Origin of the sequence: Chenggangzhangella methanolivorans, assembly GCF_042648545.1 — a bacterium.
Taxonomy (GTDB): Bacteria; Pseudomonadota; Alphaproteobacteria; order Rhizobiales; family Methylopilaceae; genus Methylopila; species Methylopila methanolivorans.
Map to the genome: position 1 here is coordinate 159877 of NZ_JBHRXS010000003.1, position 22220 is coordinate 182096.

The following is a 22220-nucleotide window of genomic DNA, read 5'->3' on the forward strand; positions in this document are numbered from 1 at the left end:
CCCGCTGGCCGAACGGCCCTTAACGCGCGGGATCGGTCTCGGTTCTTGCGCCGGCGCCTTCGGTCGGCGGCGTCGGCGCCGGTTCGACAGGGTCTGGCGTCGCCGGCGCGGGCCCGGCGGCGGCGGGCGCGGCCGTTTCGGCCTGCTCGGCCGGCGCGCGCTCGGGCGTCGGCTTGGCGTCCAGAGGCTTGGACTCCAGAGGCTTGGACTCCACGTAGGCCGCCATGCCGCGCGCGATCTCGCGCTCGCCCATGATGACCTCGTTCGCGCCGAGCTTGCCGAGATGCTCGACCTCGGCGTCGGAATGAGCGCGGGCGACGATGACGAGGCCGGGGTTCTCCTCGCGCGCCTGCTCGACAACCTGACCGGCCTCGAACGCCTCGGGGATCGCGACGACCAGCGCGCGCGCGCCCCTGAGATTGGCGAGCGCCAGCACCGCGGAGCTCGCGGCGTTGCCCACGATCGTCTCGACGCCCGCCTCCCGCAGCTCCGAGATGCGCGTCTCGGCGTCCTCGATCACCAGGAAGGCGTCGCCGCGGGCCTTGAGCTCGGCTCCGAGCGCGCTGCCGACGCGGCCGTAGCCGACCACGACCACATGGCCGGTGAGCTCGGTCGGGCGCGCCTCGACTTCTTCGTCTTCCGGCGCGGGCTTTTCGGCGGCCTCCTTGGCGGGCGTGGGCTTCGTCTCTTCCTTGGCGACGGCGGCCGGCGGATGCGTCCGGTCGATCGCGAGTTCGTCGGCCTTCTCCTCCTCGGCGGGCGCCGGCGGCGCCGCGGCTTCGGGCTTCTTGCGCACGAGGCGCGCCTCAAGCCGCGGCTTCAGCCGCTCGGCGGCGAAGAACACCAGCGGGTTGAGGATGATGGAGAGCAGCGCGCCGGCCAGGATCAAGTCGCGGCCGGCCTCCGGCAGCAGCTTCAGGCCGACGCCGAGCTCGGCGAGGATGAACGAGAACTCGCCGATCTGCGCGAGGCTCGCCGAAATGGTGAGCGCGGTTCCCACCGTTCGTCGGAACGCGATCACCAGCAGGAACGCCGCGACCGACTTGCCGATCACGATGATGAAGACGACGCCGAGCACCGGCCAGGGGTCGCGGATGATGATCGTCGGGTCGAACAGCATGCCGACCGAGACGAAGAACAGCACCGCGAAGGCGTCGCGAAGCGGCAGGCTTTCCTGCGCGGCGCGATGGGAAAGTTCGCTCTCCGAGAGGATCATGCCGGCGAAGAAGGCGCCGAGCGCGAGCGAGACGCCGAAGAGCTTCGCCGAGCCGAACGCGACGCCGAGCGCGATCGCCAGCACGCCCAGGCGGAACAGCTCCCGCGAGCCGGTGTGCGCGATGAAGTGCAGCAGCATCGGGATGAGCCGGCGGCCGACCACGAACATCAGCGCGACGAAGATCGCCACCTTCAGCAGCGTGACGCCGATGAGAGCGGGCACGCCGAGCTCCATGCCGAGCGCCTCTCCGATCGCGACCGCGACCGGGTCGGAGCCGCCATGCGATCCGCCGCCGCCCGCCGCCGCGCCCGCCACCGCCGGGATCAGCACAAGCGCCAGCACCATCGCCAGGTCTTCGACGATGAGCCAGCCGACCGCGATCTTGCCGCGCTCGCTCTCCATCATGCGCCGCTCCTGCAGCGCCTTCAGCAGAACGACCGTGGAGGCGACCGAGAGCGCGAGGCCGAACACAAGCCCGCCGCCGTCCGACCAGCCCATGAGGCGCGCAAGGCCCCAGCCGAGAATGGTGGCGCAGCCCATCTGCACGATCGCGCCCGGGATCGCGACGCCGCGGACGGAAAGGAGGTCCTTGACCGAGAAGTGCAGGCCGACGCCGAACATCAGCAGGATGACGCCGATCTCGGCGAGTTCGGGCGCGAGCGCCTGGTCGGCGACGTATCCGGGCGTGTGCGGGCCGACCAGGATGCCGGCCACCAGATAGCCGACGAGCGGCGGCATCTTCAGGCGGTTGGCGATCGCCCCTAGAATGAACGCCAGCACCAATCCCGCGACGATGGTCGAGATCAGCGGTGTGGCGTGCGGCATCCAGGGCTCTTTCCATGTGGAGGGCGGTCGGGAGGAGCCGCATTAAAGCCCGTCCGCGCCGCCACGGAAACGTGAAAGGGCGTCGCGGCCGGTCAAGCTTTCGGCGCCGGGAGGATTTTTCGCCCGAGGCGCTCGGCGGCCGAGCGCTATTCGTCGATGACCTTCACGCGCTCGCCTGCCCTCAGCGTCTCGCCGGGCGCGAGGCCGTTCAGCACCGCGAAGCGCTCCACCGCGCGGTCCGACACCGCCATGCGGCCCGCGATTGTCGCCTCCGTGTCGCCTTCGCGCACCCGCGCGACGTCGAGGCGCAAGGGGCGCGCGGCGTCGATCTCGGCCTGGGCGAGGCGGCGGAACGTCATCAGCGACTCGCGGAACCCGCCGTCGATCGCAGGCGTCAGGTCGCGCGCGGCGAAGATCAGGCGGTAGACGTCCGGGCCTAAGCGGATGGCGGCGAAGCGGAACGTCCACTCGCGGCCCTTGGCCAGCACCGTCACGGCCTCCATGCCGTTGAGGTCGAGCCGCTCCACCGGACCAGGCTCGGTGCCGTCGATCCAGTTCTCCTGCACGTAGCCGTCGAGCGACTGGCCGATGGCGAGCTTGGCGGCGTCCATCCGCAGCGCCCGGCCGTCGGGCGAGACGCCGAGCAGCGCCTCCGCGCCGTTGTCGAAGGCGAAACCCTCCGGCGCGACGAAGGAGAAGCCGAGCCGCGGATGCAGGAACGTGCGCCCGCGCGCGAAGCCCTGGGACGGATCGTCCCCGTAGGTCATGCCGTCGATCGCGGTGAGGTAGCCGTCGCGGTCGCGCTCGCCGATCCCGGGCGCGCCGATCTGGCGGGCCGACGACACGGCGAGCTGCACGCGCTCGGGCGTCGAGGGATGGGTCGCGGTGAAGTCGAGCCCCGGCTGCGACGGCTTCTGGCCGAGCGCCGCGATCCGCAGGTCCGCCTGGCGGCCCATCGAGAGCAGGAAGCGCGAGGCGCCGTAGGGATCGAAGCCCGCGCGGGCGATGTTCTGCACGCCGATGCGGTCGGCCTCGAGCTCCTGGGAGCGCGAGAAGCTCGCGAGCGACAGCTTGCCCTTGGCGAGCGCCACCTGCCCCGCCTGCTGGTCCTGCAGCACGTCAGAGACCACGCGGCTGACCAGCAGCGCCTTGCGCTCCTCGTCGGCGCGCTGCAGCGCGTGCCGGGCGGTGACGTGCGCCATCTCATGGGCCAGCACGGCCGCGACTTCCGAGCTGTCGTTCGCGACCGCGAGCAGGCCGCGGGTGACGTAGAGGTTCCCGTTCGGCAGCGCGAAGGCGTTGATCAGCGGCGAATTGAGCAGCGTCACCTTGTAACGCAGGTCCGGCCGCTCGGAGGTCGCGGCCAGCCGGTCGGCGATCGCGTTGAGATGGGCCTCGAGGCGACCGTTCTGATAGACGCCGCCATAGGCCGAGGCGATGCGGGCCTGCTCCTGGGTGACGGCGCTCGGCGGCGGCGGCGCGACCTTCGGGGCGGCGGCCGGCACGGCGGCGGTCGCCTGCGGGGCGGCGCGCTCCGAATTCATCGAGCTGCAGCCCGCAAGCGCGAGCGCGCCTGCGAGAATCGCGAAGCGGGACGGCCGTGAAAGGATGTCGACGAAGCCCGGCATCAGCGCGTCCGACCGTCCGCACGTCCGGCGTCGAGGCGCTCGACCTGCGCGAGTTCGCTCACGCGGATCGTCGGCCCGGCGCGCATCTCCAGGACGCCCCGCGCCCGCACGCGCGCGCCAGCCGCGACGCCCAAACCATCGAACCCGCCGAACCTGCGCAGGGCCGCCTCCGACAGGGTCAGCGAGAGCGCCCCGCGCCACCGCCGCCCGAAATTGACGTAGGCCCTTCCGGCCAACGTCCTCACGCTCGCGACGCGGCCCTCCGCGACGACGAACCGCCCGTCGAGGGCGGCCAGAGCCGCGCCGTCAGAGGCGTCCTGAACCTCGTAATATGGTTCGGACCACAAACCAAGGCGCGAGCGGACGGCGGCGGCTTCGGCTTCGGCGAGCGTTGCGCGACAGTCACGCCCGGCCGGATCGGCGGCAACGCGAAGCGTCCCGGATCGCAAGAGCGCGGCCGTAAGTCCGGCATGGTCGGCGTCGCCGATCTCCGTGAGATATCCGAGAGCCCGGCCCCTGCGGTCCGGCGAGACGCGGGCAGGACGAAGCTCCAGCACCTTGCCCGCGGCCGCCGCGCCAAGCGCCTCGCGGGCCGCCGCCTCGAGCGGCCAGTCGGAGGGCTTCGTCCCGAGCGGCGCCTTCGGCGCCTCGACGCCTGCGAGCCGCACGAGCCGGCCGTCGTCGAGCGCCAGCGTGTCGCCGTCGATCACGCGCTCGACCGCGACCGTCTCGTGCGCGGACGCAAGCGCGCAGGCGCCGGCGGCCTGCGGCGTCATCTGCGCTCCGGCCAAGGCGGCGAGCGCGACGATGGAACGGGCGGAACCCATGGGTCTGCAGGCGGTCTCGGCGGTCCTCGGAAACCGCGCCCCCGGTCGTCCGAGAGCGCTCTCCAGAGTGGCGCCGTCATGGTGGACGAGCGGTTAAACCGTCCTCACAGCACCACGATGCCGGCGTGCTTGGCCTTGTCGTCCGGTTCGACATGGATGGTCACCACCATGTCGTCATCGATCTCATGCAGCGCCCGCTCGATGCGATCGCAGATTTCGTGGGCGTCGGTGACCTTCATGTCGCCCGGCACGACGAGATGGAAGTCGAGGAAGGTGAGCCGCCCGGCGTGGCGGGTGCGAAGGTCGTGGGCCTCGATCGCGCCGTCGCCGTTGGCCGCGATGACGGCTCGGATGCGCTCGACCGTCTGCGGGTCGGCCGCCTCGTCCATCAGCCCGCCGACCGACGTCCGAACGAGTTGCGCGCCGGACCACAAAACGTTGAGCGCCACCAGACAGGCGAGCGCGGGGTCGAGCCAGTGCAGGCCGGTCAGCGCCACGAGCCCGACGCCGACCAGAACGCCGGCCGAGGAGACGACGTCGGTGAGGAGATGTTTGCCGTCCGCCACGAGCGCCGGCGAGCGCAGCGCCCTGCCCCGCCGGAACAGGACGAGGCACCACAGGCCGTTGACCACGCTCGCCGCAACGTTGGCGCCGACGCCGAGCGGCGTGAGGTCGATCTCGCGCGGATTGCGGAACGCGCCCCAGGCCTCGTTGAGGATCGCGACCGCGGCCACGATGATGAGCGCGCCCTCGACGACCGCGGAGATGTACTCGGCCTTGTGGTGGCCGTAGGGATGCTCGCGGTCCGGCGGAACGGCCGACAGCCGCACCGCGAGAAACGCCGCGATCGCGGCCGCGACGTTCACCACGCTTTCGACCGCGTCCGAATAGAGCGCGACGGAGCCGGTGAGCCAGAAGGCCGCCGCCTTCAGCCCGAGCACGAGCAGGCCGACGGCGATGCTGCCGAGCGCGATGCGCTGCGCGCTGTCCATGCGGCCCTCCCGATAACGCCCACGCGAGCGAACGCGCAGCCGTTAGCGGGCCCGAACCTCAAGAGCAACAACGATCTTCGCAGTTGCGACGCGCTAGCGTTCTCATTCGCCGCCGCCCGTCTGCGGCTCTCGAACGCGCGCCACCCGGCTTTGCCCCCGCCCGCCGTCGTGATAGATCGGCCGGGAAGATGCGGGGGCCTCCCGCTCTTCAGCGTCCCGGTAGCTCAGCAGGATAGAGCAACGGTTTCCTAAACCGTAGGTCAGGGGTTCGAATCCCTTCCGGGACGCCAAGATCCATCGCCGGAAACGTCAGAGAGAGCGTGTCGGCGCCGTCACGCCGCCGGCTGGCGGCGCTCGACGGATGGTTTTGCGCCGGCCAGAGCGCGCGCCATGCGCGCGTCATGGGCGAGCGTGTCGAAACAATCGTCGCCGAACCATTCGAGCGAGGCCTCCGCCGACGGATCCTCGGCGAGCGCGGCGAGCACGGGGCCGAAGTCGAGCGCGCCTTCGGTCAGCCGGGTCATGCCCTCTCGGCGGCCGGCCGCCGCGTAGACGTTGGCCGGGTCGAACACTCTGAGATCCTCTCGCGACCGCACGTTCTTCAGATGAAAATGCCTGACCACGGGCTTGAGCGCGGCGAGCGCTTCGAGCGGGTCGTCGCCGCCCTCCCAGACGTGCAGAACGTCGAAGTTCAACCCGAAGGCCGGGTGGGACACGTCCTCCACGAGCCGTATGGTCGAGGCGAGGCGATCGGCGAGCGTGCGCGGATGGGTCTCGACCAGCAGCGTGACGCCGTGGTCGGCCGCGATCGCGGAAAGCTCCCGCAGGCGGACGGCGAGTCGCGCCCACTCCGACGCGCTCGTCTCCAGACTGCCCTTCGTCCCGGCGAAGGTGCGGATCTTGGCCGCCCCCCAGCGCCGGGCGCGCTGACAAAGCGCCACGCCGCGCGCCCGCATCACGGCGGTGTCGCCCTCGGTCGGCAGATAGTCGCTGATCATCGGCGCATAGAGGCCGAAGCTCGCGAGCCACTCCTCGCCATGGATCAGGCTCGCCTCGAGATTGCGGGCGTGCGCCCCCCAAAGCTCGATGCCGTCAAAGCCGTTGGCGCGCGCGAAGGCCGCGATCTCCTTCATGGAGAGCAGGTGATGCCGGAACGTGATGGTGCAGAGCGAGAGCCTCATGCGCTCGCCCTCCGGGCTTCCGGCGCAAGCCCCGGCAGGCCGCGCGCCAGACGCCACTCCTCGAAGGCTTCGAGCAGCCGGGCCTTGATGCGCGTCTCCAACTGATCGAGCCGCTCGACCTCGGCGAAGACGTCCGCGGCGAGGCGCCGGTCGCCGGTCTCGGCGAGCTTCAGCGCGGTGAAGTGCAGGGTCTTGAGACCCTTGAAGAGCGCGTCGATCTCATCGCACCAGCGCTCGAACTCGTCATGGGGAGCCTTCAAAGCTCGCCAGAAGAACGCGAAGCCGTGCTCATAGGCGTACTTTCTGATCGCGATGACGGGGAGCTGCCGGATCGCCAGCGGAAGCTCGGCCAGCGTTAGGCCGTCGCGGGCGGAGAGATGCGCCTCGACGATGGCCCGGACCGACCGCTGCAACGGGTTGTCGGGTCGGTGGCAGGCCTCGAAGTAGTCCCGCACCGCCGTGTCCGACGCAGGCTGCGCGGCGTCGCCGTCGAAAAGGTAGCCGCCAGCGACCGAGGGCTGGCTGAAGGCGTTCAGCATCGCCTCGCGCGCGATTTCGCCCTCCCAGCGGAAATCGGGGTCGCGCACCATGAACATCGCGGGATCTTTGGCGCTCTCCAGCATCAGGTAATGCGGGAACGGGTTCTGGTTGAACTTGTTCTCGCGCTCCGGGAGATGGTGGAGATCGACCATCGCCATCACGCTCTGGCCCGGCCGCCGCCCTGCGACGAGCCGCAGCAGCGTCGCGGCGTTGTCCTCCTTCGGTCTCGAGTGGTCGTACCACTCGGCCATGGCGACGCCGTAGAGCGCGCGGAACCAGCTGCGGAACGCCTCGTGGTTCACCGCCGGGTCGTGATAGCGCAGCGCCCAGCGGTCGGTGACGGCGAAGTCCGCGTCCCAGACGCCGAAATAGAACGCTCGGTGATCGATGCCGCGGGCCTTCAGAGCCGCGCACACGCAGCTGACGAAGCAGTGGACCTTGATGTCGTAGTACTCTTCACCGTGCACCCCCTCCCCGGCGTCGACGGGTTCAGCGGCGGCGGGCGCGGCCTCCACGTCGCGGGCGAACAGGTCGACGAGGTCGCTGACGCGCTCGATCTCTGCGCCCGCGATCGCCTCCTCGGGCGCGGCGAGGCCGTGGCGCAGCTCCAGATGCAGGAAGAGCTGCAGCGTCTGGATGCTGTCGAGGTGAAGATCGGCGTTGAGCCGCGCCTCCGGGGAAAAGGCTGCGAGCTTCGGGATGTCGAGCGGGTCAGCGAGCGTCGCGCGGATGGCGGCCAGAATGTCGTCGCGGGTCATCGCGCGGCCTCCGTAAGCGTGGCGAGCTTTCGTTCGGCGTAGAGCGCCGCGACCTCGCGGCGGCTGACCTTGCCGTTCGCCTGACGGGGCGCGGCCTCGACCTGAAGGATCGCCGCGGGGGTCTGGTGGCCGGCGAGGTTCGCGCGGCACCAGTCGCGAAGCGCGCTCTCGTCGATGCGGCGCTCGCCGACCACGATGAGGCCGACGCGCTCGCCCGCGAAGGGATCGGCGATGCGGAACGCGACGGCGTCGGAGACGTCGGGATGGGCCATCGCGGCGTCCTCGACCTCGCCCGGATAGACGTTGAGGCCCGAGACGTTGATCGTGTCGTCGAGGCGCGAAACGAAGACGAGCGTCCCGTCGGTCTTCAGGTATCCAAGGTCGTGCGTCTCGACGCGTCGGCCCGCGACGTCGACGAGGATTTCGCCCGGCGCCTCGCGTGATCCGCCAGCCGAGAGCCGCAGATGCGGCAGCGCGCGGCCCATCTCGTCTGCGGCCGTCACCTCGCGGTTCACCGCCACCACGCCGGCTTCCGAGCAGCCATATTGCTGGAACATGTGGTCCGAGCGCTCGCGGATCTTCGCGAACCACGGCGCGGGCAGCAGCGCGCCAGAGGTCATCACGCCATGGATCGTCTCGCCCGCCGGCATCAGCTGCGCGAGCGTGTGCAGCACGGCGGGGGAGGAATAGAGCAGAGGCTTCTCGGTCTCTTTCAGGATCCGGATCAGGCTCTTGGGGTTCTGGGCGTTGACGATCTTCGGGGCTCGCCCGCGCTTCAGGCCCGCGAGCACCCCGCAGATCAGGCCGTAGGAATGGGTCGTCGGGCAGGCCACCACCGGCGTCATGTCGTCGGGCTCGGGGAAGCCGGCGACGTAAGCCGAGAGCTCCGCCTCGATCTCGGCCCAGGGCCGGCTCGCGCATTTCGGCGCGCCGGTGGTTCCGGAGCTCATCTGCAGCAGAACGCCGCTTTGCGGCTCCTCGGACGGCTCCAGGATCTCGACCTCGCCGTCGGCGAGCAGCAGCCGGTCGCAGCCGGCGCGCTCGGCCAGGCGCCGGGCGGCGGTGCGGGGCGTCGCCGGATGGATCGGCAGCACGCCGCCGCCGGCCTCGCGGATGGCGAGGAACAGCGCCAGCCAGTCGGCGGTCTCGGGCAGCAGCACCGCGTAGCGCCGCCCGCCGCCTGCCCGGCCAAGGCGGACCCGCTCGGCCCAGCGGCCGGAGAGCGCTCCAAAAGCGTCGCGGTCAAAACCGCGCTCGTCGATCTCGATCATCGGCATGCGGGCTCCCTTTGCGCGCTGGGCGAAGACGTTGGGGACCTCGACGAAGCGCGCGGCCTCGCCGGAGAATTTCGGGGCGACCAGCCGTTCGACCGCGACGCACTCGGCGCGCCAGCCGAGCCGGGCGGCCCGCAGCGGCGGGACAGTCTCGCGGGACAGGCGCTCGTCGATCAGCGCCCAGAGCTGCGTCTCGGCGAGCGCGCCATGGCGTTCCAGCGCCTCGGCGAGGTCGGAAAGGCAGAAGACGAAGAGGCAGTCGGCGACGAGCGCGCGAAGCTCCTCGACGCGGTCCATGCGATGGAATTGGTTCGCGGGGGCGTCGGCGTAGACCGGGTCGATCGCAGCGAGATCCGGCGCGGCGGCGGGCTTGGCGAGAAAGTCGGGCGCGTATTCGAGGCTGTCGTGGAAGTCGCGCAGGATCAGCCGTTCGGGCCAGCCGTCGCGATGGACCAGGACCATGTTCTGCCCATGAGCCTCGAGCGCGATCCCGTGGACCGCAAGCAGTCGCCAGACGGGCCCGGCCACGACCTCGGCGAGGCGTTCGGCCCAGGCTTCCGCGCCATGCCGATCGAGCCAGGGCGCGCAGAACAGCCGCCCGTCGGCCTCCTCCGCCATCAAGGCGTTGAACGGGACCGCCGCCTCGCCGGGCTTCAGGAGCGAGGCGACGCTTTCGCGCCAGATGGCGGCGACATGGCCGGCGAGCGCCCCCTCGCGATCGACCACCATCCCGGCATATTCGGACAGGATCGCAATGCGCTCGCGCAGCTCCGGATCGCGCTCGACGATCTGGCCAAGCCACATCGAGATCGCGGGAGCGACGCAGACCGAGTGCGGCTCGATGGTTCTGAGCGACGAGGTGTTGGCCATCGTCATGGCGAGCTTCACGCTCGGCCGCGTGGCCTCGTCGGCGTTGTGAAGCGTGCGGACCGACTGGCTCGCGAGGTAGAGCGGGCCGGCCTCTCCAAGCGCATGGACCGCTCCCTGTTCGATGAGTTCGGCGAGCGGCCCGTCGGCGAGCTTGCGCAACTGCCAAGGATGGACGGGCACGAGCGCGAAAGCCTTGGCGTCGAGCCCGGCGGCGGCGCGGCGGGCGATGAGGTCGGCGGCCTCCGCCTCGCCGAGCTCTGCGCGCCAGAAGGCGTCTTCGTCGGCGGGGAGCGTCTGCGCGACGAGGTCGCGTCGCACGGCGAGGAAGGCGAGCCGGAACGTCGCGCCCGCCTCCGGACCGAAGTCCGCGTGGTCCTCCAGGCTGAAGCCGGTGCGGGCCTTGAAGCTCGGATGGTAGGCGTGGCCCTCGTCGATCGCGGCGTCCAGCTCCCGAAAGGCGAGCGAGCGCCGGTCCCCGCGGGGAGCGTGCAGCGCGTTCCAGCGGCAGAGTTCGACCGTTCGCTCAAGCTCCGCGAGAAACGTCGCGGCTCTTTCGGGACTGTCCGCGGCGCTCTCGACGACGTCGCGCAGGCCGGCCCGGAGCCAGCCGCCCTTCCCGTCTTCGGTCTCGATCGTGGCGGGATCGACCCGCACCCGCCCGAAACCGCGGCGGCGGCCGAGGCAGCGGAAGGCGCGGCCCCCGGCCGTCCAGCTGAAGCGGCGTCCCTGCGGTCCGTCTGTCTCTTCAGCGCGCACGACGCCTTCGAACAGCATCGCCTCGACGAGCTGGCGCAGCGTCCGGTCTTGCGGCTCCTCGGCCATCTCAGACCGCCACCGCTTGTCCGCCGCGGGCTTCCCCGGCGGCGAAGCCTGCGATCGGGTTCGGCAGGCGCTGGTATCTCGCGGTCTCGTCTCCGGACGCGAGCTCGTCGATGTTGAGCAGCCGCGTCATGAGGTTCGACTTCGCGGCGATCACCGAGCGGCGCAGCAGCCCGTCGACGAACACCCGGCCGGCGCCGCTCAGGCGCAGCGACAACGCCTCGAGGCGCTCACGCAGCAGCCCTACAAGTTCGGCTTCATGCACGAGCCCGTCATGGCCCATGCGCGAGACGACCGAAAAGATCTGGTTGACCACGAGATAGTAGGCGAACGGATCCTGGATCGCCGCGTCGTCGTAGAAGAGATGCGCCACGCCCTCGGTCTCGGGCGCGATCGCGCGCAGCGTCTCGCGATAGGCGTTGGAGAGGTAATAGCCCTGGCTGTCGCGATACCACGAGACGGCCGGCCAGCCGTCGCGCAGGCCGATCAGCGCGTTCTGCTGGTGGGCCTCGAGCGCGACGCCGAGCTCGTCATAGAGCGCGACCAGCGGATCGAGCGCGCAGTCGAGATAGGCGGCGAACCACTCGCGGGCGACGACGGACGCATCCCGGCCTTCGCGGGCGGCGATCTCGCCGACGATCCGCTCGAGGCGCGACGTCTCGCCCGGCCGCGGATCGGCGCTCAGCGCCGCGATGGTGGCGACGCCTGACGCCGCCTCTCCCCTGAACGGGTTTTCGCGGAAGATCGTCTCGAAGCCGCTTTCGCTGAGGCCGGGAACGTCCACGGTGACGTAAGCCGGGTCGCGCAGCACGCGGAAGCGCGGATGTCGGACGAGGAAATCCGAGCGCTCGAACAGGCCCGCCATCGCCACGCCCGCGTCGAGCTCGTGGCGGCGGTTGCGACGCACCGAATTGGTGATGCGCACCGGAAGCGAGAACTTCAGCATCCAGTCCGCGTCGCGGCGATAGACGGTGCGCACGGAGGCGGTCGCCGAGAACTCCGGACCCGCAGGGCCGAGATGGCGAAGAGCCCCGCCGGCGAACTCCCCCGCGAGCTCGGGGTCGAGCAGCAGCGCCTGCGCCTGCAGCGGATGCATCGGGATCAGCGCCTCGCCGTCCCGCGCTCCGAGGCGATCAAAATCCTCGCCCGCGATCCCGGCGACGATCTCGGCGACGCTTTCGCGCGCGGCGGATTTTGTCGAGACGCGTTCAAGAGGCGCGGCGAACCAGTCGAGCTGGAACGCGCCGCGAAGTTCCGGCGAATAGGCGGGCTGTTGCCACGTGGTCATGCCCTGCCGGCTCTTCGGCGTCGGGTGCAGCCAGTGGCCGAAGGTCAGCGACTGCTCGGAGGCGAGGAAGTCGTCCTCGTCCTCGGCGCGCGGCGCATCGAGATAGCGCTCGGTCGCGCGGTAGCTGTCGAGCACGCGCGACAACAGTTCGAGCTCGCAGCCGCGTTGCTCGTCGGAGGCCTCCTTGCCGGGCCGGCGATAGGCCTCGTGCAGCAGCGCCTGAAGGGCCGCCAGCGGCTCGACCTCGCGCCAGGCGGGCTCGAGCGCGCGCTTGAGAAACGCGCGGCCGAGCCGGTGCGGGCCGCAGAGCGAAGCGCCCAGGAGCTCGATCCGAAGCGACGCGCGCTGGGCCGGCAGGGCGAGCTCGACGGCGTCGACCGCGTGTCCGAAGTTCAGCGTGTGACGCGTGGCGACGCCCGGGTCGATTTCGCGCAGATAGCAGTTGGCGAAGCTCTGGAAGGTCGCCTGCTCCGCCGCCTGCCGGGACGAGCGGACCGGGACGGCGCTTTCGCGCCGCGTCTTCGCCTGAGGATCCATGGTCCGCCCGTCAACAGATCGCGTCCGCTTGATGCGGCTTTTCGTTTGTTGAACGGACGAGGCGGCCTCTCCCCTGAAAATAAATCTGTCTCCCAAGAAGCCGAGGACTTTGGAGGAGGTCCAGTTTTCGCAGAGCCGGCTTATGGTCTGCTCAGGTCGGCGTCCCGCATCCTTACCGCCTGTGAGGCGTCAACTCGGCTGGCGCGTTCAGGGAGCAGGACATTCCTTTCGGTTGCAGACGTGGCGGCCGGAATACTGCCACGCCAATGCCGCTCAACGTCTCGTGATATCACACAAAAATCATAGATACCGGACGAATGGTATGTTTAGAAATGCGTGAGATCTCGACCATTCCGGACCGGGCGAAGCAAGGCGTTTCGCGACCGGTTCCGGACGCGCGGCGAACGAAAATGTCCGAAGCCCACACCCGACGAAAGCAACCCGACGTCGTGCGTCGCGCCCTGCTCCAGGAAGCTGCGCGCATCGCCGCGAACGAGGGCCTGGCCGCGGTGACGATCGACTCCGTGGCGAAGGCCGCGGGCGTCACCAAGGGCGGGCTGTTCCATCATTTCCAGAGCAAGCAGGCGCTGATCGACGGGGTGATGGCCGAGGCCATCGCCTTGCTTGAGGAAGACGTCGAGCGGCGGATGGAGGGCGATCCAGAGCCCTATGGTCGCTTCACCCGCGCCTATGTCGACTGCATGTTCGCCGATCTCGAGCGCGAGGACGCCCGGCTCTGGGCCGCGATCTGCGCCTCGCTGATGGCCGACGCCTCGCTGCGCAAGACCTGGAGCGACTGGTTCACGGCCCGCCTCGCGCGGCACGCCGAAACCGACGGCGCGCTCGAGCACGCCATCGCGCGGCTCGCCGCCGACGGCGTCTGGCATGCGAGCCTCTACGGCATGGAGGCCGAATGCGGCCCGGACCGCAACGCTTTGCGCGGCCGGTTGATCGAGATGACCCGGCGACCCGCCATGTCCGAGAACACGAGCGAAGACCGATGACCGAGGGCGCCGCCATGGGTTTGCAAAGACTCGGTTCCAGACAGCTCGCTGCGATCGCAAGCGGCGTCTCGCTCGCGCTGCTGCTCGCGGCCTGCGACCAGAAAGCCGCGGACGCGCCGGCCGGCGCTCCGCCGGTCGCGGTCTCGTTCGTGACCGTCAATCCGCAAACGCTGCCGATCGCCAACGAGCTCCCCGGCCGCATCGCCCCGACCCGGATCGCGGAAGTGCGGCCGCGCGTCTCCGGCATCCTGATCGAGCGCGTGTTCGAGCAGGGCAGCGTCGTAAAACAGGGCGACGTGCTCTACCGCATCGACCCTGCGCCGTTCCGCGTGCGTGTCGAGAGCGCCAAGGCCGTGCTTCAGCGCGCCGAGGCGACGCGCACCCTCGCCCGCCAGCAGGCCGAGCGCCAGACGCAGCTGAAAGAGCGGCAGATCAACAGCGCCCAGAGCTACGACACGGCTGTCGCCGAGCTCGCGCAGGCCGAGGCCGACATCGCCTCGGCGAAGGCGAGCCTCGACGCCGCCGCGCTCGATCTCGAATATACGGACGTGCGCGCGCCCATCACCGGGCGGATCGGCCGCGCGATGATCACAGAGGGCGCGCTCGTCTCCTCGACCGACGCCCAAAGCCTCGCCACGATCCAGCAGCTCGACCCGATCTACGCCGACTTCACCCAGTCGGCGAACCAGCTGCTCGCGCTGAAGAGGGCGGCGGCCGCGAGCGCGAAGGCGGAAGGCTCCGACGCCAATCGCGCCGAGGTCGCGCTGAAGTTCGACGACGGGAGCCGCTACGCCCATCCGGGCAAGTTCCTGTTCTCCGAAGCCGCGGTGGACGCAACAACCGGCCAGATCACGCTGCGCGGCGAGTTCCCGAACCCGGACGGCGACCTCCTGCCGGGCATGTATGTCCGCGTCCAGATCGTCCAGGGCGAGCAGCCGAACGCGCTTGCGGTGCCCGAACGCGCGATCCAGCGCGATCCGGGCGGCGCGGCCGAGGTCTATGTCGTGGGCCAGGACAACAAGGCGGCGCTGCGCAAGGTCCGCACCGGCCGCGTCGTCGACAACCGCTGGGTCATCGAGAACGGGCTCGTCGCCGGCGACCGCGTGGTCGTGGAAGGCTTCCAGGCGCTCTCGAACGGCGCGGCGGTCGATCCGCAGCCCTGGACGCAGAACGTGACCGACGCGTCCGCGGCCGAGAAGCGCTGAGGCACGAGAGATGGCGAACTTCTTCATCGCCCGGCCAATCTTCGCCTGGGTGGTCGCGATCTTCATCGCGATCGGCGGCGCGATCGCGATCCCGATGCTGCCGATCTCGCAGTATCCGACCATCGCCCCGCCGCAGATCTCGGTGACGGCGACCTATCCGGGCGCGTCCTCCGAAGAACTCTATCAAGGCGTCACCAAGCTCATCGAGGAGGAGCTGAACGGCATCAAGGGGCTCATGTATTACGAGTCCACCTCCGAAGCCTCCGGCCTCGCCACCATCACCGCGACCTTCGCGCCCGGAACGCCGGTGGAGCAGGCCTCCGTCGACGTCCAGAACCGGGTGCGCCGCGTCGAGGCGCGGTTGCCGCGCGCGGTGACGCAGCAGGGCGTCGTGGTCGACGAGGCCTCGAGCTCGTTCCTGATGGTCGTGTCGCTGACCTCGACCGACGGCCAGATCGACGACATCGGGCTTGGCGACTATCTCGCGCGCAACGTCATGGGCGAGCTGCGACGTTTGCCCGGCGTCGGCAAGGCGCAGCTGTTCGCGACCGAGCGCGCCATGCGGGTCTGGGTCGACCCGGACAAGATGCTCGGCCTCGGGCTCACGGCCGAGGACGTCACCGCGGCGATCACCGCCCAAAATGCGCAGGTCGCGGCCGGCCGCATCGGCGCGCTGCCGAACCCGATCAGCCAGGAGACTTCCGCGCCTGTGCTGGTGAAGGGCCAGCTCGGTTCGCCCGACGAGTTCGCCGCCATCGTGCTGCGCGCCAACCCCAACGGCTCGACGGTGCGCCTGCGCGACGTCGCCCGCGTCGAGATCGGCGGCCAGGACTACAATTTCACGAGCCGCCTCAACGCGCAGGCGAGCGCCTCCGCCGGCGTGCAGCTTTCCGCCACCGGCAACGCGCTCGAGACCGCGAAGGCCGTGCGCGCCAAGATGAAGGAGCTCGAGCGGTTCTTTCCGCCGGGCGTCAAGCAGACCATCCCCTATGACACGACGCCCTTCGTCGAGGCGTCGATCAAGAAGGTGCTGATGACGCTCGCCGAAGCCGTCGGGCTCGTCTTCGTCGTGATGTTCCTGTTCCTCCAGAACATCCGCTACACGCTCATCCCGACCATCGTGGTGCCGGTGGCGCTGCTCGGCACCTGCGCCGTGATGATGGCGGCGGGCTTCTCGATCAACGTGCTCACCATGTTCGCCATGGTGCTGGCGATCGGCATTCTGGTCGACGACGCCATCGTCGTGGTCGAGAACGTCGAGCGCCTGATGGCGCAGGAAGGGCTCTCGCCCCGCGAGGCGACCAGGAAAGCAATGGGCCAGATCAGCGGCGCGATCATCGGCATCACGCTGGTGCTGACCGCCGTGTTCGTGCCGATGGCGTTCTTCCCCGGCGCGACCGGCATCATCTACCGCCAGTTCTCGCTCACCATGGTCGTCTCGATCCTGTTCTCGGGGTTCTTGGCGCTCTCGCTCACGCCCGCGATGTGCGCGACCTTCCTTAAGCCGATCCCGCAGGGCCATCACGAAAAGCGCGGCTTCTTCGGCTGGTTCAACCGGAAGTTCGACCGCACCGCGAGCGGGTACAGGTCGATCGTATCCAAGCTCACGGCCAGGGCCGGGCGGATGATGATCGTCTATCTGGCGCTGCTCGTCGGCCTCGGTTGGGCCTTCATGCGCCTGCCCTCCTCGTTCCTGCCGACCGAGGACCAGGGCTACCTCATCGTCGACGTCCAGGCGCCGTCGGAGGCGACCGGCACTCGCACCATCGAGGCGATCAAAAAGGTCGAGGAGATCTTCATGAAGGAGAAGGCGGTCGCGGACATGTTCGCGATCCAGGGTTTCTCCTTCTCGGGCAACGGCCAGAACGCCGCGATCGGCTTCCCCGTGCTGAAGGACTGGAGCGAGCGCGGACCGGAGGACAGCGCCGACGCCATTTCGGCGCGCGCCAACGCGCAGCTCTTCGGCATCAAGGACGCGCAGAGCTTCTCGCTGTCGCCGCCGCCGATCGAGGGGCTCGGCACCTCCGCGGGCTTCACATTCCGCCTGCAGGACCGTTCGGGCCGCGGCCATGACGCGCTGGGCGCGGCGGGCCAGCAGCTGCTCGCGCTCGCAGGCGCGAGCCCGAACCTCGCCGCGCCCCGCATCGAAGGACTGGCGAACGCCGTCCAGCTCGACATCGTGGTCGATCGCGAGAAGGCCAACGCCTTCGGGGTCGCGTTCGCGGACATCAACGCGACCATCTCGGCCAATCTCGGCTCGGCCTATGTGAACGACTTCCCGAATTCGAGCCGCATGCAGCAGGTCACCGTCCAGGCCGACGCCCGCAACCGCATGCAGGCCGACGACATCCTGAAGCTCAACGTGCGCAACGCCAGCGGCGGCATGGTGCCGCTCTCGGCCTTCGCGCGCGTCGAATGGTCCAAGGGCCCGACCCAGATCGTCGGCTTCAACGGATATCCGGCGCTGCGCTTCGGCGGCGAGGCTGCGCCGGGCCTCTCCTCGGGCGACGCCATCGCCGAGATGCAGAAGCTCGCGGCGAAGCTCCCCGCGGGCTTCGGCTACGAATGGTCCGGCCAGTCGCTGCAGGAGATCGCGTCGGGCACGCAGGCGCCGTTCCTGCTGGGCCTGAGCATCCTCTTCGTGTTCCTCCTGCTCGCCGCGCTTTACGAGAGCTGGAAGATCCCGCTGTCGGTCATGCTCGTCGTGCCGCTCGGCGTGATCGGTTCGGTGCTCGCCGTGATGGCCCGCGACATGCCGAACGACATCTATTTCAAGGTCGGCCTGATCGCGATCATCGGCCTCTCGGCCAAGAACGCCATCCTGATCGTCGAATTCGCCAAGGACCTGCACGCGGAAGGCAAGTCGGTCCGAGACGCCGCCATCGAGGCCGCGTTCCTGCGTTTCCGGCCGATCATCATGACGTCCTTCGCGTTCATGCTGGGCGTCACCCCGCTCGCGATCGCAAGCGGCGCGAGCGCCGCCAGCCAGAACGCGATCGGCACCGGCGTTCTCGGCGGCATGGCGACCGCCACCGTGCTGGCGGTGTTCTTCGTGCCCGTCTTCTACGTCTTCGTGCTGCGCGTGTTCTCGCGGAAGCCGAAGGACGCGCCCGCTCCGAGCGCAGGCGAGGCGCACGCATGATCTGCGGCGGCCGACGCTAGTCCCGGAGCATCTCAGCGACGGTCTCCGCGATCGACAGGCTCGAGGTCAGGCCCGGACTGTCGATGCCGAAGAGATGCACGAGGCGGTCCATGCCGTGGTCGGCCGGACCGTCGATCCGGAAGTCGACCGCAGGCTCACCCGGCCCGCTGAGCTTCGGCCTGACGCCGGAATAGTCCGGCGTCAGACTGTCGTCGGGCAGGCCCGGCCAGAAGCGCCGGATCGAACCGTAGAACGCGTCCGCGCGCCAAGGATCGACCGCATAGTCGAGCGCGTCGATCCATTCGGCGTCCGGCCCGAAGCGGACCCGGCCGGCGAGATCCAGCGTCAGATGCACGCCGAGCCAGCCCCCTTCCGCGGGCGCTGGATAGATAAGCCTTTGGAAGACCGGGCGGCCGGCGAAGGAGAAGTAACTGCCCTTGGAGAGAAAGAGCCGGGGGATCCGGTCGGCCGGATAGCCTTCGGTGACCGCGGCGACCTGCTGCGCCCCAAGGCCCGCGGCGTTGACGACGGCGTCGAACGCGATCTCGCCGGCGTCCTCGCCGACCGTGACGAGCCAGCGCCCCCGGTCGAATCTCAGGCGAAGCGCCGGCGACATCAAAGCGAGCGAGCCGCCGCGGTCCTCGATGTCGCCGAGCAGCGCGAGCATCAGCGCGTGGCTGTCGATGATCCCGGTCCGGGGCGACAGCACGGCGGCATGGCATCGCAGATGCGGCTCGAGCCGCGCCGCCTGCCCGGCGTCGATCAGCTCCAGCCTCTCGACGCCGTTCTCGGCGCCGCGCCGCCGGATCGCCTCGATGGCCGGGACTTCCTCCTGCGACGTCGCGACGATCAGCTTGCCGCAGGCGCGGTGCGCGACGCCGTGGCTTTCGCAGAACTCGTAGAGCAGCCGCGCGCCCCTCACGCAGTGACGCGCGCGCAGCGACCCCGCCGGATAGTACATCCCGGCATGGATGACCTCGGAGTTGCGCGACGAAATCCCCATGCCGAAAGCGTCGGACGCTTCGGCGACGACGACGTCATGTCCGTCGAGAGCAAGCGCGCGCGCCGCCGCAAGGCCGACGACGCCGGCGCCGATGACGAGAATTTCCAAGCGGCCGCTCCCTGCTGTTCTCGGCCCGTGGCCATCCGCCCCGTAAGGCGTGCTTACCCCGAATTCTCGCCGAAGTTCAGCGGGGCCCGGATCGAACCCGCATCGGCTCGGCGGCGCGCCACAGCCGCGGCGCTTCTGCTATTGAAGCTTAAGGCGACAAGTGACTGGACGGGCATCTCGAATGGCGCAGCGTGGATAAGATCGACAGGACGTCACGCGACCAGGGCTGGCGGGTCGGCATCCTGTTCTCGCGCAGCGGCGTGAGCGGGGTCACCGAGAGCGAGCACTTCTTCGGGACCGCGCTTGCGATCGACGAGATCAACACCGCGGGCGGCGTGCTTGGACGGCCGATCGAGCCGATCTGCTACGACCCCGGCGGCGAGAACGAGGGCTACCGCGCCTTCGCCCGCAGGCTTCTGGCGGAAGACGGCGTCGAGGTGATCTTCGGCTGTTCGCTGTCGGCGAGCCGGAAAGCCGTGCTCTCCACCATCGAGCGGCACAACGGACTGCTCTGGTATCCGTCGATCTACGAGGGCTTCGAGTATTCCGAGAACGTCCTCTACACGAGCGCGACGCTGAACCAGAACGTGTTCGCGCTCGCCGACTTCCTGCTGCAGGAATACGGGCCGCGCATCTTCATCGTCGGCTCGGATTACATCTATCCGCGCGAGTCGAACCGCGTGATGCGCGACCTCGTCGAGGCCAAGGGCGGCGAGATCGTGGGCGAGCTCTACGCCCCGCTCGACGGCGACGAGGACGTGCACCGCGAGATGGTGGCCGAGATCCGTCGCGCGGACCCCGACGCGGTGTTCTCCACTGTGGTCGGGCGCGGCGCCGAGCGCCTCTACCGGCTCTACGCCGACGCAGGGATCGACAGGCGGCGCCAGCCGATCGCGAGCCTCACCATGTCGGAAGGGCAGATCCGGGCGATCGGGCCGCAGCTCTGTTCGGGCCACGTGCTCGCCTCGCATTATTTCCAGCGCATCGAGAGCGAGGAGAACCGGCGGTTCGTCTCGGCCTTCCGGCAGCGCTTCGGCGAGGAGCGGCCGACCAGCATGTGGTCGGAGACCGCTTATGCGCAGGTCCATCTCTTCGCGCAGGCGCTCGAAGAGGCCGGGACGCTCGACTCCGAACGCCTCGGGGCGGCGGCGATGCGCCAGCGGGTGGCGGCGCCGGGCGGCGAACTCGCTTTCGACGGCGACACCCGTCACGTCTGGCTGACGCCCGGCGTCGGTGTGGCCCGCGACGACGGTCAGTTCGACGTCGCCTGGCGGTCGCGCCGCCCGGTCAGGCCCGATCCCTATCTCGCGGCGACGCGCTTCGAGGCCAACTGGCTCGAGGAGGGCCTCGCCAGTTGAGCGCCCCGGCCCGCAGGATCTTGGACGAGCTCCGCCGCGCCCGGGCGCTGATCGTGCATCCGCGCGACGAGGAGGGCGTGTCGCTGCTCGACCAGCTTCGGCGCCTCGGCTGCGAGGTCTCGCTCGCCTGGCCGCCGCCGGCGACGCTGCCGCCCGAGATCGACACGCTGTTCATCCAGCTCGACGACGCCGAGGTCGCCCATCTCCTGCCCTCGATCGAGGAGCAGGAGCCCGCCGTCATCGCGATCGTGGCCTATGAGAGCCCGACCTCGCTGAAGGCCATCGTGGACTTCAACGCCCATGGCGTTCTGGCCAAGCCGCTGCGGCCGCGCGGCGTTCTCACCCAGTTCGCGCTCGCCCGCTACCGGCGCGGCTATGAGGGGCGGCTGACGTCCAAGATCAACAAGCTCGAGGACACGATGAAGGGCCGCCGCACCGTCGAGAAGGCGGTGCGGCTCCTCACCGAGCTCAACGGCCTCGACGAGGACGCCGCCTACAAGCTGCTCCGCGACCGGGCGACCGCGACGCGGGCGCCGATGACCAGCGTGGCGGAGGGCCTCGTCACGGCGCATGAGGCCATGAGCGGGCTCGGATTGCATATCTCGTTGGCTGAAAGGCGATGAGTTGGGCAGGATTTGCCGTCATTATCGGCTTGCGCCGACTGACGATCGGGCTATCGTGACCCCATAGGGCAAGATTGCCCTGCAGCAGGATTGCTGCCTTACATCTTGGCTTTGAAGCCTCTGGTCTGCGGATGACTTCCGCGTCCAGGGGCTTTTTGCGTTTTGGAGCTGAAATGATCCAGGCGAACGCCTCCGCACGCCCACCGTTACAGGTGTCGTGCATCCAGTTCGAACCGCTGATGGGCGACGTCGAGGGCAATGTCGCGCGCTCCTGCGCGGCGGTTCGCGCGGCGGCGGCCGCCGGCAGCCGCCTCCTCGTCCTGCCAGAACTCGCCAACACCGGCTACGTGTTCGAGACCATGGAGGAGGCGGCGGCGCTGGCGGAGGCCGTGCCCGGCGGTCCCTCCACGCAGGCCTGGGCGGCGCTCGCGGCCGAACTCGGCGTCCATATCGTGGCCGGCGTCGCCGAGAAGGCCGGCGACGCTTTGTTCAACTCCGCCGTGGTCGTCGGTCCCGAGGGCTATGTCGGGACCTATCGCAAGTCGCATCTCTGGTTCCGGGAGAACGTGTTCTTCCAGAAGGGCGACCTCGGCTTCCCGGTGTTCGAGACCGCGCTCGGCAAGATCGGCGTCGCCATCTGCTACGACGGCTGGTTCCCCGAAACCTTCCGGCAGCTCGCGCTCGGCGGCGCCGAGATCGTCTGCATCCCCACCAACTGGGTGCCGATGCCCAACCAGCCGGCCGGCGAGGCCGCCATGGCCAACACGCTGCATCGGGCGGCCGCGCATTCGAACGGGATCTTCATCGCCTGCGCGGACCGGGTCGGCGTCGAGCGCGGCCAGCCCTTCGAGGGCCAGAGCCTGATCATCGACACCAAGGGCTGGACGATCGCCGGCCCCGCGAGCCGCGACGCGCCGGAGACCATCACGGCCGTCATCGACCTCGACGACGCCAGCCGCAAAGACCTCAACGAATTCAATTCGGTGCTCGGCGACCGCCGCACCGACGTCTACGGCTGACGC

The 22220-nt window shown here is 69.7% G+C and carries 15 protein-coding genes and 1 tRNA gene; 7 read left to right on the plus strand and 9 right to left on the minus strand.

The window, feature by feature from the left end; genetic code table 11:
* Positions 1-19: 19 nt before the first annotated feature.
* The 4 genes from ACFOWB_RS01155 to ACFOWB_RS01170 all read right to left on the minus strand — a co-directional run bounded on the left by ACFOWB_RS01155 (position 20) and on the right by ACFOWB_RS01170 (position 5488).
* The gene (locus ACFOWB_RS01155) at positions 20-2041 is read right to left on the minus strand and encodes a cation:proton antiporter domain-containing protein (RefSeq protein WP_261401706.1); all 2022 of its coding nucleotides are present in this window, start codon (positions 2039-2041) and stop codon (positions 20-22) included.
* 146 nt (positions 2042-2187) lie between these two features.
* On the minus strand, positions 2188-3669 hold the full coding sequence (locus tag ACFOWB_RS01160) for a M48 family metalloprotease (RefSeq protein WP_378145224.1): 1482 nt from the start codon (positions 3667-3669) through the stop codon (positions 2188-2190).
* The gene (locus tag ACFOWB_RS01165) at positions 3669-4445 is read right to left on the minus strand and encodes a thermonuclease family protein (protein ID WP_378145226.1); all 777 of its coding nucleotides are present in this window, start codon (positions 4443-4445) and stop codon (positions 3669-3671) included. Before ACFOWB_RS01165 ends, ACFOWB_RS01160 begins: the two co-directional genes overlap by 1 nt.
* 155 nt (positions 4446-4600) lie before the next feature.
* Complete coding sequence (locus ACFOWB_RS01170) at positions 4601-5488, minus strand: cation diffusion facilitator family transporter (RefSeq protein ID WP_261401701.1); 888 nt, start codon at positions 5486-5488, stop codon at positions 4601-4603.
* A gap of 213 nt (positions 5489-5701) precedes the next feature.
* Between ACFOWB_RS01170 and ACFOWB_RS01175 the strand changes: the two genes are divergently transcribed.
* Positions 5702-5778 (plus strand) — tRNA-Arg (locus tag ACFOWB_RS01175).
* 42 nt (positions 5779-5820) lie between these two features.
* Here the strand turns inward: ACFOWB_RS01175 and ACFOWB_RS01180 are convergent.
* From ACFOWB_RS01180 to ACFOWB_RS01195, 4 genes are read right to left on the minus strand one after another with little or no spacing between them, the layout of a single operon-like run.
* Entirely contained in the window at positions 5821-6669 is an 849-nt protein-coding gene (locus tag ACFOWB_RS01180; protein ID WP_261401700.1) for a sugar phosphate isomerase/epimerase family protein, read from the minus strand.
* Entirely contained in the window at positions 6666-7967 is a 1302-nt protein-coding gene (locus ACFOWB_RS01185; protein ID WP_261401699.1) for a DUF6005 family protein, read from the minus strand. The genes ACFOWB_RS01180 and ACFOWB_RS01185 overlap by 4 nt, the downstream gene beginning before the upstream one ends.
* The gene (locus ACFOWB_RS01190; protein ID WP_378145228.1) at positions 7964-10933 is read right to left on the minus strand and encodes an IucA/IucC family protein; all 2970 of its coding nucleotides are present in this window, start codon (positions 10931-10933) and stop codon (positions 7964-7966) included. Before ACFOWB_RS01190 ends, ACFOWB_RS01185 begins: the two co-directional genes overlap by 4 nt.
* Before the next feature lies 1 nt (position 10934).
* A complete protein-coding gene (locus tag ACFOWB_RS01195) occupies positions 10935-12755 on the minus strand; it encodes an IucA/IucC family protein (protein ID WP_261401696.1) in 1821 nt (606 codons plus the stop codon).
* 410 nt (positions 12756-13165) lie between these two features.
* Between ACFOWB_RS01195 and ACFOWB_RS01200 the strand changes: the two genes are divergently transcribed.
* Genes ACFOWB_RS01200 through ACFOWB_RS01210 form a run of 3 tightly spaced genes read left to right on the plus strand, consistent with a single transcriptional unit; the run spans position 13166 to position 18106 of the window.
* Positions 13166-13759, plus strand: coding sequence for a TetR/AcrR family transcriptional regulator (locus ACFOWB_RS01200; protein ID WP_261401695.1), 594 nt, complete (start codon positions 13166-13168; stop codon positions 13757-13759).
* Positions 13756-14964 (plus strand): efflux RND transporter periplasmic adaptor subunit, encoded by a 1209-nt coding sequence (locus tag ACFOWB_RS01205; RefSeq protein WP_261401694.1) that lies wholly within the window; start codon positions 13756-13758, stop codon positions 14962-14964. The genes ACFOWB_RS01200 and ACFOWB_RS01205 overlap by 4 nt, the downstream gene beginning before the upstream one ends.
* A gap of 10 nt (positions 14965-14974) precedes the next feature.
* Entirely contained in the window at positions 14975-18106 is a 3132-nt protein-coding gene (locus tag ACFOWB_RS01210; protein WP_261401693.1) for an efflux RND transporter permease subunit, read from the plus strand.
* Positions 18107-18122: 16 nt separating this feature from the next.
* Here ACFOWB_RS01210 and ACFOWB_RS01215 read toward each other — a convergent pair whose 3' ends face one another.
* Entirely contained in the window at positions 18123-19217 is a 1095-nt protein-coding gene (locus tag ACFOWB_RS01215) for an NAD(P)/FAD-dependent oxidoreductase (RefSeq protein ID WP_378145232.1), read from the minus strand.
* Positions 19218-19408: 191 nt separating this feature from the next.
* Here ACFOWB_RS01215 and ACFOWB_RS01220 point away from each other — a divergent pair, with 191 nt between their 5' ends.
* The 3 genes from ACFOWB_RS01220 to ACFOWB_RS01230 all read left to right on the plus strand — a co-directional run bounded on the left by ACFOWB_RS01220 (position 19409) and on the right by ACFOWB_RS01230 (position 22217).
* The gene (locus tag ACFOWB_RS01220) at positions 19409-20575 is read left to right on the plus strand and encodes a transporter substrate-binding domain-containing protein (protein ID WP_261401692.1); all 1167 of its coding nucleotides are present in this window, start codon (positions 19409-19411) and stop codon (positions 20573-20575) included.
* The gene (locus ACFOWB_RS01225; protein WP_378145234.1) at positions 20572-21198 is read left to right on the plus strand and encodes an ANTAR domain-containing response regulator; all 627 of its coding nucleotides are present in this window, start codon (positions 20572-20574) and stop codon (positions 21196-21198) included. Before ACFOWB_RS01220 ends, ACFOWB_RS01225 begins: the two co-directional genes overlap by 4 nt.
* 173 nt (positions 21199-21371) lie before the next feature.
* Positions 21372-22217: a nitrilase family protein gene (locus ACFOWB_RS01230; protein ID WP_378145236.1), complete on the plus strand. Its 846-nt coding sequence runs from the start codon at positions 21372-21374 to the stop codon at positions 22215-22217.
* Positions 22218-22220: the final 3 nt, after the last annotated feature.